We start from the raw sequence: 12,622 nt of genomic DNA on the forward strand, positions 1-12,622 counted from the left end.
AACCGCTTTCAATTATTTAATATTATAATCTTCAAGTATTTTTAACAAGAGTTTCCACGTATCGCCTACAGATTTTATATCCATTCTTTCCTCAGGTGTGTGGGCTCCATATATATTGGGTCCTATAGAAACTACATCAAGATTTTCCATTTTATTCGTGAAAATTCCGCATTCAAGTCCTGCGTGAATAGCTTTTATTTCAGCATCTTTTCCTGTGAGTTTTTTAAAGGATTTTACTATCAAATCTCTAATTTCTGAATGTTCTTTGTATTCCCAAGGTAAATGAGCCGAATCGACTTTTATATTTGCTCCGTGTTTTCTTGCTAAATCTGTAATTTCAGAAATAAGATTTTGTAAAGAAGCACTTACCGAACTTCTGGATAAAGCCTTGAAAGTCATCTGAATATTTCCGCCTACCGATGCAGTTTTTGCAACCCCTAAATTAATGGAAGTTTCCACAAGTCCTTCGACCTGTTTGCTCATCGCCTGTATCCCATTAGGAAATTCATGCAAATAAGATATAATGTTTGCAGTGTCCGATTGAGAAATTTCTGCAGGCTTTTTCCCTAATTTTTCTATTGAAATTTCACTCACTTCAATAATCGGCGATTTATCCACCGCTTTAAAGTCTTTCAGTATATTTCCGAAAGCAAGTTTAGCAGCTTTTTCAAACTCTTTTACAGTATCTCCATCCAGTTTTACATTCAAATGTACCATAGCTTCTCTCGGGATAGCATTTACTTTTTCTCCGCCGTCTATATGAATCAATCTCATAGAATAACGTTTACTCAGATGATAAAGCACTTCTCCCATTATTTTATTGGAATTTCCGAAATTTTTATGTATTTCCGCTCCTGAATGTCCTCCTGAAAGTCCTTTGATTTCTATAGAAATCAATGTCGAATCTTCAGTTTTTATCTTTTTCGGAGACAATATAAATTGTGTAGTAGTTCTTCCTCCTCCGGCACTGCTTACGTAAATTTCTCCATATTCTTCAGTGTCAAGATTAATTAGGGTTTTCCCGTCAAAAACAGAATAGTCGAGATTTTCAGCTCCGGACATTCCTTCTTCTTCATCGGTAGTTATGAGTATTTCCAAAGCGGGATGTTTTATATCGTCACTGTCGAGTATCGCAAGAGCATAAGCCACTGCAATTCCGTTATCTGCTCCGAGTGTTGTCCCGTTTGCTTTTAAAAATCCCTCTCTTTCAACGAGCTCTATTCCCTGTGTTTCAAAATTGAATTTAGTATCTTTATTTTTCTCCCAAACCATATCCATATGTCCTTGAAGAATTAACGGAGAAAAATCTTCGTATCCTTCAGAAGCTTTCTTTTTAATAACTACATTATAATTTTGATCCTGCATTACCTGAAGTCCTCTGCCTTTAGCAAATTTTACAAGCCAGTCACTGATTTCCTTTTCCTTTTTTGAACCTCTCGGTATTTTTGAAATTTCTCTAAAATAATGAAAAACCTTTTCAGGATATAATTTTTCAACATCCATATTATTTGCACCTGCCTTTTTAAATTTTATTGTATTTTATTTTTAAATAATTGAATCAAAAAGTTCTTCCAGTAAAACCATTTCTTTCTGAGTCAGATCATGACCGGATTTCAGTTTTTTCAAAAGAGGATTGTCCTCAGCAAGACTGCTTCTTTCAAGAACTTTTATTACAAGTCTTTTATAAAACTCCATATTTCCCGCTCCTTTTTTATATTTTATTATTTACTGTTTTGCAAATCATTAAAAGACAACTGAATAACATTACTTTTTGTAATTGAACTCAGATGTATTCCTATCAGTCTTACTTCGTCTTTTTTCTTTAAATGTTTAAAACTTTCCATTGCCGCTTCAAATATGCTTTTATACTCGTCTGTTGCGATTTTCAGCGTTTTAGCTTTAGTATAAGTTATAAAATTCGAGTATCTTATCTTTAATGTTACTGTTTTTGCAAATTCTTTATTTTCTTTCAGCCTTTTGCTCAATTTTTTTGACTGTACTTTCAGTTCATCAGATAATTCAAGTATGTCGTTCATGGACTGTCCGAAAGTAACTTCGTGTCCGTAAGACTGCCTTTTTCTGTTAGTGTCTATTTCCGAATACTGCATTCCTCTGATTACATTATACAGATATTCTCCCCTGTTTATACCGAATTTTGCTGTAAGTTCTCTTTTTTCTATCTTGTAAAGCTCCGAAACTACGGATATATTAAACAGACTTAATAATTCCCTTGTCTTTTTCCCTATTCCCGGAATAATCGATAAATTTTTATCCCGTATATACTCGACAAACTGCTCTTTACTCTCAAAAATAAAGTAATTATCGGGTTTATTAATATCGCTTGCAATTTTTGCACTGATTTTGCTGAATCCTATTCCCACAGAACATGTTAATCCGGTATTTTTGAAAATATATTCTTTAAATCTGATAATAAACTTTTCAATATTATTATTCTTTATAAATTCCGTTATATCTATATAACCTTCATCTATTGAAGTAAATTCATATTTATCGGTAAATTTTTTTATTAAATTCTGAATTTCCTTTCCTACAGCAGAATAATAATTTTTTCTCACAGGAATAAGTTTCAAGTAAGGACAAAGCTTTTTTGCAGTAACTGTAGGCATTGCCGATTTTACTCCGAATTTTCTTGCCTCGTAACTCGCCGTAGTTACTACTCCGTGTCCCACAGCAATGGGAATCCCTTTTAATCGGGGATTATCTCTCTGCTCAATCGAAGCAAAAAAGGCATCCATATCATAATGCAGATAAATCTTTTCCATTTTCGCTTACTCCTCTTAAACAGAGGTAAATTTACCTTTTTCGATTTTATACTTGTATGTTGCCAAATTTGCAAGTTCGGCACTGTGAGTTACGATAATTATTGACTGATCTTTCTCTTTATTTATTTTTTTAAAAAGAGAATTTATAACATCACTTGTCTCACTGTCAAGATTTCCTGTAGGTTCGTCCGCTAAAATGATTTCAGGATTGTTAATCATTGATCTTGCTATGGCAACTCTCTGTTTTTCTCCTCCGGACAGTTCTAGCGGCTTATGAGTTATTCTGTCCTTCAAACCTACAAGCTCCAATAATTCTTCGGCTTTTTCTCTTATTTCCTTCTTATCTCTTTTTTTATTAATAAGTGCCGATATCATAACATTTTCAAGGGCTGTAAATTCATTAAGCAAATAGTGAAACTGAAACACAAATCCGATTTTTTCATTTCTTATAGTATTTTTTATTTTCTCATTTTTATAATCCACACTGTTTCCGTCTATTTTAAGTTCTCCGTTTGTAGGCACATCAAGAAGTCCCAGTATATTCAAAAGAGTAGTTTTTCCGCTTCCGGATTTTCCCTGTATAGAAGCAAAATCTCCTTTACCGAAAGAGAGATTTACATCTTTCAATATATGAATTTCTTCAACTTTAGTCTTGTATATTTTATTTACATTTTTAAGTTCTATTATTTTATTATTCATGTTTTAACGCCTCCACAGGATTCATTCGTGATGCTCTTACTGCAGGATAAATTGTGGAAATAAATACTACAATAAAAGTAATAATATATACTGCAGAAAGTTCAGCTACAGATATATATAAAGGCAATTCGTCAAGGTAATAATAGGAATCTTTCATATATATTTTAAATAGTTTTTGGAGTGAGATCAATATAAAAGGCGATAAAATGCTTGCCAAAACCATTCCCGATACTCCGATTATAAGACCCTCTATTGTAAAAATCTTTCTTATATTCTTGTTTGTATATCCGATAGACTTCAATATTCCTATATCTTTTATCTTTTCTCTTACTATCATATTTAATATTACAGACACTGCAAAACATGCTATCATTAAAAGTAAACTTAAAATAGCTATCAGAACGAATTTTTCAAATCGTACTGCACTAAGCAGACCTTCATTTACTACTTTCCAGCTCTGTACTTTATAATCGCTTTCAGGAAATTTTGACATAACTGTGCCGACTGTATTTTCAACTTTTTGAGGATTTTCTACAAGTATTCCTACTTCTGTTGCAGCTTCTCCTCTTTCAAACATTATCTGCATCGTTTTAAGAGGTACTATTACCAGATTTGAATCATAAGGCAATCCTCCCGTCTTAAAAATACCTCTGACAATAAGTTTTATTTCTTTATTTTCTGCAGAAACAAGACTAAGTTCCTCACCTACTTTTATCCCCATTTCTTCAGCCAATACTTTTCCTACCAATACGGAATTACCTTCAGAAATATCATTTTTTCCGTCTATTATTTTTAATTTCAAATCATTTTTTACATTTTCGGCACTGATTCCGTCAGCCAAAACTCCCTTTGCAAGTTCGTTATATTTTATAATTGACTGACTTCTTATCTCAGGAATAACGGCTTTTACATCTTTCATTCCTTTAGTCTTTTCAAGTATATCCTGATAACTTTCAAAATACGAATCTTTGGCATTTTTTATTAAAATGTGAGGACTTAATGTCAGCAAAGAATTTACCATATTTTTATTAAGACCATTTGATACAGTAAGAGACACTACAAATACCGTTACTGCGATAGCCACTCCCAACACGGAAAATATACTTTGAAATTTTCTTTCGAGTATGTGTCTTACAGCTATAAATAACTCTACCATTTTTCCCCCTATTTAACATCATCGGACATATCCGATGTTATATTATAATTTCTCATCAATTCTGCTTTTTCCGCCTGAACCTGTTTCACATCAAGCACTATTTCTTCTCCACGATCTGTTTCAAATACTATAAACTCACTATTTACAGCTTGTACTTTTTTCACAAAATTTTTAAAGTCTTTATATTTTTGTCCGTTCACTTTTGTTATAATCAGATTTCCCATATCGGAATATCCCAGATTCACATCAAAAGGCAACACTCTTACCAACACTGCAAGTTCCGAATAATCTTTGAAAGATTCTTCTTTTTCATAAACAGAGTTCAATGCTCCCTGTGTTACTCCCATATAGTTATTTGTCAAAGGCTCGAATAACAGTCCTCCGTAAACTAAATATGAAGGAGCAGTTTCAAGAGTTACATTTTTAACTACGCTGTACTTGACATTTTTACTGTTCAGTTTTACCTGTCCGTTCTGTTTCTTTTTATCTCTTACTATTTCATATGACAGACTGTCTCCGTATTTTTTTTGCTGATTTACATACCCGAAGTCGGTTTTTTCATTTTTTCTGAATTCTACCGTTCCGTCATATTCTATAGGACTGTTATCCAATTTCAGCAATACATCATTAGGTTTTAATACTCCTTCAAAAGGAGAATTTTTAAATATTTTTTTTATTAATACTCCCTGAGAATTATTTTCCAGTCCTAACATTTTTCTGTGAGAAGGACTTTCAAGTTTGGACCATTCTACTCCTAATACAGGTGCTCCGTCGTAATTTCCATCCTTTACATCATCCAGAAAATGCTCAAGTATTGTTACCGGAATGAAGTATCCTATGTTGTCGGCAGATGATAATCCCGCAAATGCCACTCCTGCTACTTTATTTTTACTTATAACAGGACCTCCGCTGTTTCCGCTGTTTATTGCAGCATCTGTCTGTCCTATAAGAAATCTTTTATTTGTCAATGTGTAAGCGTTGTGCTCCATTCTTGAAACTATTCCCTGAGTTGTGCTTAATTTATCTCCTCCCAAAGGGTAGCCGTATACAGTTACATTATCCTGTATTTGAGGTAATGTCCCTAATTTCAAAGAAGATGTTCTGTTGAAAAATGTTTTGTCTTCCACTTCCACAAAAGCCAAATCATAATCTTCAGATATAAATTTTACTGTAGCCTTGTATTTTTTTGAATCTCCTTCTTTTCTAACTTGCAGAAATTTTGCATTAAGCACCGCATGGGCATTAGTTATAATTTTGTTTCCTTCTACAATAAATCCTGTTGCCGTAGAATTAAAACTTTGTCCGTATTGCCAAGGAGCCTCATAATTAAACAGCTGATGAGAGGCATATACTTTAACTAAAGCCTTTTTTATCGCAGCATCATTCGCAAATATTGCCATTCCTAATAATAAATATAATGTTAATAATAGTTTTTTCATTTTTCCGGTAATAATTATTTTACTGTAATTATTACCTTCCTCCTTATGTAATTATTTGTGTTTTAACGGTTACACATAACCTTTTTAATTCACTTTTCTCAATAAGCTATCTCCAATTTATCCCCTATATAATTCTGTATGAGTTTCAAAAATAACATATCATTTCCTATATTCAGCCTTAATTTTACCCGTTTTTTATCTTTTGTTACAATATCAAGAAATCTGTCATATTTAAAAGCACTTATTCTGTCTATCTTTACTGTAGCTGACTCTATTTCTTGCATATCTATACTGACTTTTCCGGCAATAATAACATTCTTTTTTATGACAATTTTATATCCGAAAAGCAGCCACGCTGCAAATATCGAGTAACCAATCAGTGCGATACTCATGATCATTCTGAATACAGAAAATTTTTCTATTCCTGCCAGCTCCTTATAAAGTGAGTATATTGCTATAAACGAAATCATTATAAAAAAAATAGATGATGAAGTTGCATATTTCTTATTTACCCTGAAAACATATGTATCTTTTTCATCTTCTATTTTGTATTCTTCCAGTCTTTTTTTTAAATTTTCCAATTTATATATATCCAAACAGCTCATTTCCTTTCTTTATATATTTTCTCCCCGCATTTTCGGAGTCGACGCAGTCGCGTAAAAGCGGGGTAGCGAGAGTATGAGGGCGACAATGAGCCCTCATTATTCCACAATTTTATATGTTACTTCGCCCTCTTTTTTCAAATTCAGTTTATCACGGGCAACTCTTTCTATTTTTTCTTCTTCACTGAAATTTTTTATATTACTTTCAAGTTTTTTCTTTTTTTCAGCATATTCTTCAACTTCTTTTTCAGTATTTTTTATTTCTTTACTCACTTCTTTTTTTACTAAATAAGTTTCAAAAGTCTGATAACCGATACCGAATAAAGCAAGAATGAAAAATATATTGAAAAGAAAGAAAATTTTTCCTCTTCCCATTTTCTCTTCTCCTAAATTCTTATAAATTTATCTTTTCATTTCTGATTTTTTCTATTTCTCTTATAAAACTGTCCAAACTGTCGAACTGCTTATAAACCGAAGCAAATCTTACATAAGCTATTTCATCCAAATCAAGTAAATATGAAATTATTATATTTCCCAAATCACTTGATTTTATTTCTCCCGAATATTCAGTCAAAATAACTCTTTCAATTTTATCAACAACTTCTTCGATTTTTTCAGGATCTACATTTCTTTTTTCTACTGCTCTTGTAATTCCGTTAGACACTTTTTTTCTTGAATAAGGCTGTTTTTCTCCGTTCTTCTTTATTACGTACAGTGCCAAATCTACAACTTTTTCATGAGTTGTAAATCTTTTTCCGCAATTTTCACATATTCTACGCCTTTTAATAGAGTTTCCGTCTGAGTATGCTCTACTGTCTATTACTCTTGTATTTTCATTGCCGCAAAATGGACATTTCATATTTTCCCCTTAATTTGACTTATTTTTAGTTTTCCTCTTTTCTTATTATTTCCACTATTTCTTCCTGCGTTTTGGCTTTCATAAGACTTTCTCTGAATTTATCTTCTTTTACAAGTCTTGATATTCTTGCTAAAATTCTCAAATATTCCTGTGCCTGATCTTTAGGGCATAAAAACATAAAAAATATATTTACATTTTCGTCATCTATAGCTTCGTATTCTATACCGTTTCTCGAAATACCTATTGTTACTGTAAGCTCGTCAACTGCATCAGTTTTCGCATGGGGTACTGCAACGTTTTTCCCGATTCCTGTAGAACCCATATTTTCCCTCGCATACAAGTCTTCCAAAGCCAATTCTTCATTTCTAACCTGTCCGCTTTTCTTAATATTTTCAAAAAGTTCTTTAATAACGGCATTTTTATTTTTGGATTTTAAATCCAACTCCACAGTTTCCGCTTTAATATACTCTGCAACTTTCTTCCCTGACAACATTTTTGTTACTCCTCCGTTAAAATTTTTTTCATTTCCATTTTCACTTGTAAACTTTCGTTAATGTACTTTTCAAAGGCTACTGCTATTTTTTTCAAATAATCGGAATATTTTTCAAATTTTTTCTGAATATTTTCTTCATTTGAGCTTTTTTTACTTATAAGGGAAACCTCTTTATATTTCAGCAATAACTCAAAATCAAGTATTTTCTCAAGTTCATCAGCATGATAAATTCCCTGTTCCAACATTATTCTTCTTAAAAAAGCCAAAATAAGATAATACTTGTAGCCTTTCAATATTTTCTCTCGTGTGTTAATAAATTCAAGTATCTCAATCAATCTGTCAAAAAAAATTCTGTCCTCGTAATTTATATCATAAATTTTATTTACACTATCTAAAATATACAACGAAATTTCCAATTTTTCAATATTTTTTGTAATATTTTCAAATTTTTTTATTAATTCCGATTCATTTACAGTGTAAAAGCCGTTTTTCTTATGAATCGTCATATCTGCCATACTCAAAGGATTCAAAGTTATCGGATTTCTGCTTTTGGATTTTCTTATCCCGTAGGCTGTAACGTTTATTTTCCCGTATTCTCTTGTAAAAATCGTTGCTGTTAAATCCGATTCGTTTATTTTTTTATTTTTTAATACAAGACACTTTGTTTTTAAAATATTCATCTTTTTCTTTCATTATTTAAAGTTTGACAATCTGTAAATAATTTGAGAATTACCGTCAGTTACCCATATTTTTGTAGGGTAAGTATACTCTCCGGCTTTTACATAATCACTGAAATTGGCTCTGTATCCTTTACTCGATATTGAAGTAAGCCATGAATTTTCAAAAGTAAAGGTATCTCCGTTTTTTGTCTGAGTCTTTTTCGATGTAAGTTTATTAAGTTTATTAAACACACTGAGTATATTGGACTCGTCTTTTTGAAGATTTTGAGTAACCGTCTGATTTAAAGAAGGATAATATATAGTTTTAGTATTTCCCGAGAAAGTATAAATTTCACCTTTATTTACAGAAGGATACGTTATCTGAATTTTCAATGTCCCTCCACTGTATGTCATAATGTATCTTTTTGTTTTTGTCGATTTATTCATTTTCAGTTCTTCTGTAACATTTACTGTAAATCTTCCTTTCTCCCAAAAATCTTTAGAGAAAGAAAAAGCTGCTATCATCATAAAAAATAATATTATCTTTCCTGTTATTTTATTTTTCATTTTTTCACCTCGTAATTTAAGTTTATTATTTTTCTGTATATTCTCCGATACAGTAAAAACAGCATAATTATTGCCGATTTTATAAGCTATTTTAATTCAAGTTTCTTTAGTTTGTCTGTGTTGTACCTTTATTTTTTTTGAATTCCTGTTCTATTTCCTCATCAATCTGGTCCTGAATTTCTTTATTAACCTGATCATTCGTACTCCATTTATAAACCAGAACACTTTGAATATCATACACTTTATAGGAAGGTCTGAACTTTACTTCTTTAGTCTGCTTAAACGAATTCAAATCTTTAATATAAAAGGAACCTATGGAAAGCCCTTTCGGGAATATATCACTCGTTCCCGAAGTTTCAATATTGAATAATGACTTATCTGTTACATTTTCGTTGTAATTGAATATGGAAAATGTACCGTTTCCGTTTCCTCTCAATATTTGTAAATCGGTACCGTTTATGACTACACTTATTCTCGAATTTTTGCTCGTAAGAAGGGTCACTTCCGAATAATTGTTTCCTACTTTGGAGATTTTCCCTATGAGATAGCCGTTATACATTACAGGCAAATTAAGAGCAACTCCCTGACTTTTTCCTTTGTCGATAAATATTCTTTCGGAAAAATTGAGATCTTCGACTAACGCCACATCAGCCGCAATATATTCTGCAGGATTTTTACTTCTCATATTGAGTAACTCTCTTAATTTTTCATTTTCAGACTTAATATTCGCCATTTCCATATTTTGAACTTTATTTTTCTGTAATTCAAAATCTCTTTCTTTATTATTATCGACATAAGAATCTATATAATTAAGATCGTGTATTCTTGACTTGAATTTCAATGTCTGTTTGTAAATAATACTTTTAACTTTAACCATTTTAAAGTTTACCGTCTGAGCCATTCCGTCAAGAAATCCGAATACACCCGCAACTTTATCTTTAAATATAAATAACGCTATACACATAATTACTATAATGATTATATTTCTTCCTGTTTTTCTTTTATTGTCCGAATTTTTTCCTTTTTTTGCTGCCATCTATGAGCTCCTTTTCATAATGGTTTTTGTTATGCAATTATACTATATTTTTACTACTTTGTAAACGTTTGAAAATATTAAATATTTTTTATTCGTCAACTGTTGCTTTTTGAATTTTTCCAGTTATAATATTATAGTAAGAAATTAAATTATTTAATATATTATTTTAAGGGGTTATTTCAAATAAAAATCCACTTCGGGCTTTAATATTCGACTTATAACGTATATTGAAATTTTCCGAAAATAAATATTTTTTCCTTTGTGAAATATCCCCGGGAGGAGAGATTTATGAGAATCTATGAAAGTGATAGTATCAGGAATGTAGCTATTTTAGGACATAGCGGTGCAGGAAAAAGTAATATGACAGAAGCATTGGAATTTACCGCAGGACTTACAACAAGAATATCCAATCCCAATGATAATGTAAAAATAAGCAGTTCAACGACTTTACATGCCATTGAATATCAGTCATTAAAATTCAATTTCCTTGATATCCCCGGCTATACGGATTTTTTCGGAGAATTAGAATCAGGTCTTGCCGCAGCTGACGGTGCAATTATAATAGTAGACGGAACTACCGATTTATCAGTAGGAACTGAAACTTCTCTTGAACTGACAGACAGCAGAAATATTCCAAGATTTATTTTCGTAAATAAAATTGACAGTGAAAAAGCCGATTATGAAAAAATTCTTTCCCAACTAAGAGAAAAATACGGAAAAGGAATAGCTCCTTTCCATGTACCTTGGGGAAAAGCCGAATCTTTTAAAGGTCATATAAATGTAGTAGATATGTATGCCAGAGAATATGACGGAAAAGAATGTCATAATGCTTCTGTTCCCGATGATATGAATGAAAGAATACAGCCTGTCAGAGAAATGCTTCTCGAAGCGGTTGCCGAAACAAGTGAAGAATTAATGGATAAATATTTTAACGGAGAAGAATTTACTACTGCGGAAATTCACAAAGGATTGAGAGAAGGAGTTCTTAACGGAAATGTTATTCCCGTTATATGCGGCTCGACATTTAAAAATATAGGACTTCACACTGCTTTCGATATGGTAAGAGATTATTTGCCTGCACCCCGTGATAATAAAAAAGTAAAATCAGAAAAAAAAGAGTTTGTATGCCAAGTATTTAAAACTGTCATAGATTCTTTCCTCGGAAGAGTTTCATATGCCAAAGTTCTTTCAGGAGAATTAAAGCCTGAAAGCGAAATATATAATATAAATAAAAGAACTAAAGAAAGAGTCGGAAAAATCTCAACTATGGTTATGGATAAATTAACAGATGTTCCTAAAGCCGTTTACGGAGACATTATAATATTTACAAAACTTTCAGGCACTCAAACATCGGATACGCTATCAAACAATGAAAAAGAGCCTTCAGTGCCTAATATTTCATTCCCTAAAGCACAAATGCTCGTAGCTATCGAGCCTCTCAACAAAGCAGATGATGAAAAAATATCTACAGGACTTCAAAAACTTATTGAAGAAGATGCTTCGTTCATGTGGGACAGAAATATGGAAACAGGACAGACTGTACTCGGTGTTCAGGGGGATTTACATACAAGTGTACTAATGGAAAAACTGAAAAATAAATTCGGAGTGGAAGTTAAAACTGAAGAACTGAAAGTTCCTTACAGAGAAACAATAAAAGGACAGTCCGACGTTCAGGGAAAATATAAAAAACAATCAGGAGGACACGGACAATACGGAGACGTTAAAATCAAATTTATGCCTTCAGAAGAACATTTTGTATTTGAAGAAACAGTTGTAGGAGGAAGTGTTCCGAAATCTTACATTCCTGCTGTGGAAAAAGGACTTAAAGAATCTATCGCTCACGGCGTATTGGCAGGATATCCCGTTACGAATATAAAGGCTGTACTGTATGACGGTTCGTATCACGATGTAGATTCTTCGGAAATGTCTTTCAAAATTGCCGCAAATCTTGCTTTCAAAAAAGGTATGCTTGAAGCAAAACCTGTGCTGCTCGAACCTATTATGGAGCTTTCCATTATCGTGCCCGAAGAATATATCGGAGATATTATGGGAGATATTAATAAAAAACGTGGTAGAGTTTCAGGAATGGAATCTCACAAAGGAACAAAGCAGAAAATAACTGCCGAAGCTCCTATGGCTGAAACTTTTAAATATGCCAACGATTTGAAAGCCATGACGCAGGGAAGAGGATACTTTGAAATGAAACTTTTAAGATATGAAGAAGTACCTTACGATTTAGCTAAAAAAATAATTGACGAAACTAATGCTGAAAAAGAAAATTAGAGGGAATTTCAATATTTAATTATAAAATCTCGGGAATTTATCCTCT

14 protein-coding genes are annotated in these 12,622 nt (G+C 32.1%); 1 reads left to right on the top strand and 13 read right to left on the bottom strand.

The window, feature by feature from the left end:
- Nucleotides 1-12 precede the first annotated feature (12 nt).
- The 13 genes from FVE72_RS07725 to mreC form a co-directional block, all read right to left on the bottom strand.
- On the bottom strand, nt 13-1,503 hold the full coding sequence (locus FVE72_RS07725; RefSeq protein WP_026737891.1) for an aminoacyl-histidine dipeptidase: 1,491 nt from the start codon (nt 1,501-1,503) through the stop codon (nt 13-15).
- A gap of 42 nt (nt 1,504-1,545) precedes the next feature.
- Nucleotides 1,546-1,695 carry a hypothetical protein gene (locus FVE72_RS11290; protein ID WP_006806422.1) on the bottom strand — a complete coding sequence of 50 codons (150 nt, stop codon included), beginning with the start codon at nt 1,693-1,695 and terminating at the stop codon, nt 1,546-1,548.
- Nucleotides 1,696-1,721: 26 nt separating this feature from the next.
- On the bottom strand, nt 1,722-2,783 hold the full coding sequence (gene dinB / locus FVE72_RS07730; RefSeq protein ID WP_026737892.1) for a DNA polymerase IV: 1,062 nt from the start codon (nt 2,781-2,783) through the stop codon (nt 1,722-1,724).
- 15 nt (nt 2,784-2,798) lie between these two features.
- On the bottom strand, nt 2,799-3,482 hold the full coding sequence (locus FVE72_RS07735; protein ID WP_026737893.1) for an ABC transporter ATP-binding protein: 684 nt from the start codon (nt 3,480-3,482) through the stop codon (nt 2,799-2,801).
- The gene (locus FVE72_RS07740) at nt 3,475-4,638 is read right to left on the bottom strand and encodes an ABC transporter permease (protein WP_026737894.1); all 1,164 of its coding nucleotides are present in this window, start codon (nt 4,636-4,638) and stop codon (nt 3,475-3,477) included. The genes FVE72_RS07735 and FVE72_RS07740 overlap by 8 nt, the downstream gene beginning before the upstream one ends.
- Before the next feature lie 8 nt (nt 4,639-4,646).
- Nucleotides 4,647-6,077, bottom strand: coding sequence for a S1C family serine protease (locus tag FVE72_RS07745; protein ID WP_026737895.1), 1,431 nt, complete (start codon nt 6,075-6,077; stop codon nt 4,647-4,649).
- A gap of 98 nt (nt 6,078-6,175) precedes the next feature.
- Nucleotides 6,176-6,658, bottom strand: a complete 483-nt coding sequence (locus FVE72_RS07750) for a hypothetical protein (RefSeq protein WP_232049435.1) — start codon at nt 6,656-6,658, stop codon at nt 6,176-6,178.
- Between the two features lie 120 nt (nt 6,659-6,778).
- Entirely contained in the window at nt 6,779-7,054 is a 276-nt protein-coding gene (locus FVE72_RS07755; protein WP_026737897.1) for an FtsB family cell division protein, read from the bottom strand.
- 19 nt (nt 7,055-7,073) lie between these two features.
- Nucleotides 7,074-7,538 (bottom strand): transcriptional regulator NrdR, encoded by a 465-nt coding sequence (gene nrdR / locus FVE72_RS07760; protein WP_006806434.1) that lies wholly within the window; start codon nt 7,536-7,538, stop codon nt 7,074-7,076.
- Between the two features lie 25 nt (nt 7,539-7,563).
- On the bottom strand, nt 7,564-8,031 hold the full coding sequence (locus FVE72_RS07765; protein ID WP_026737898.1) for a PTS sugar transporter subunit IIA: 468 nt from the start codon (nt 8,029-8,031) through the stop codon (nt 7,564-7,566).
- A 5-nt stretch (nt 8,032-8,036) separates the two neighbouring features.
- Nucleotides 8,037-8,711: a DNA repair protein RecO gene (recO, locus tag FVE72_RS07770; RefSeq protein ID WP_026737899.1), complete on the bottom strand. Its 675-nt coding sequence runs from the start codon at nt 8,709-8,711 to the stop codon at nt 8,037-8,039.
- Between the two features lie 12 nt (nt 8,712-8,723).
- Nucleotides 8,724-9,257 (bottom strand): hypothetical protein, encoded by a 534-nt coding sequence (locus FVE72_RS07775; RefSeq protein WP_006806424.1) that lies wholly within the window; start codon nt 9,255-9,257, stop codon nt 8,724-8,726.
- Nucleotides 9,258-9,363: 106 nt separating this feature from the next.
- A complete protein-coding gene (gene mreC, locus FVE72_RS07780; RefSeq protein ID WP_026737900.1) occupies nt 9,364-10,293 on the bottom strand; it encodes a rod shape-determining protein MreC in 930 nt (309 codons plus the stop codon).
- 288 nt (nt 10,294-10,581) lie between these two features.
- Here mreC and FVE72_RS07785 point away from each other — a divergent pair, with 288 nt between their 5' ends.
- The gene (locus tag FVE72_RS07785) at nt 10,582-12,576 is read left to right on the top strand and encodes an elongation factor G (RefSeq protein ID WP_026737901.1); all 1,995 of its coding nucleotides are present in this window, start codon (nt 10,582-10,584) and stop codon (nt 12,574-12,576) included.
- The last annotated feature ends 46 nt before the right edge of the window (nt 12,577-12,622 follow it).

This window comes from Pseudoleptotrichia goodfellowii (assembly GCF_007990505.1).
Lineage (GTDB): Bacteria > Fusobacteriota > Fusobacteriia > Fusobacteriales > Leptotrichiaceae > Pseudoleptotrichia > Pseudoleptotrichia goodfellowii.

Bases quoted from the DNA above. Each gene is read 5' to 3' on its own strand.
- recO (WP_026737899.1), bottom strand. From the start codon at position 8,711: ATGAATATTTTAAAAACAAAGTGTCTTGTATTAAAAAATAAAAAAATA.
- FVE72_RS07745 (WP_026737895.1), bottom strand. From the start codon at position 6,077: ATGAAAAAACTATTATTAACATTATATTTATTATTAGGAATGGCAATA.
- FVE72_RS07775 (WP_006806424.1), bottom strand. From the start codon at position 9,257: ATGAAAAATAAAATAACAGGAAAGATAATATTATTTTTTATGATGATA.
- FVE72_RS07765 (WP_026737898.1), bottom strand. From the start codon at position 8,031: ATGTTGTCAGGGAAGAAAGTTGCAGAGTATATTAAAGCGGAAACTGTG.
- FVE72_RS07755 (WP_026737897.1), bottom strand. From the start codon at position 7,054: ATGGGAAGAGGAAAAATTTTCTTTCTTTTCAATATATTTTTCATTCTT.
- FVE72_RS07785 (WP_026737901.1), top strand. From the start codon at position 10,582: ATGAGAATCTATGAAAGTGATAGTATCAGGAATGTAGCTATTTTAGGA.
- FVE72_RS07735 (WP_026737893.1), bottom strand. From the start codon at position 3,482: ATGAATAATAAAATAATAGAACTTAAAAATGTAAATAAAATATACAAG.
- FVE72_RS11290 (WP_006806422.1), bottom strand. From the start codon at position 1,695: ATGGAGTTTTATAAAAGACTTGTAATAAAAGTTCTTGAAAGAAGCAGT.
- nrdR (WP_006806434.1), bottom strand. From the start codon at position 7,538: ATGAAATGTCCATTTTGCGGCAATGAAAATACAAGAGTAATAGACAGT.
- FVE72_RS07740 (WP_026737894.1), bottom strand. From the start codon at position 4,638: ATGGTAGAGTTATTTATAGCTGTAAGACACATACTCGAAAGAAAATTT.
- mreC (WP_026737900.1), bottom strand. From the start codon at position 10,293: ATGGCAGCAAAAAAAGGAAAAAATTCGGACAATAAAAGAAAAACAGGA.
- dinB (WP_026737892.1), bottom strand. From the start codon at position 2,783: ATGGAAAAGATTTATCTGCATTATGATATGGATGCCTTTTTTGCTTCG.
- FVE72_RS07725 (WP_026737891.1), bottom strand. From the start codon at position 1,503: ATGGATGTTGAAAAATTATATCCTGAAAAGGTTTTTCATTATTTTAGA.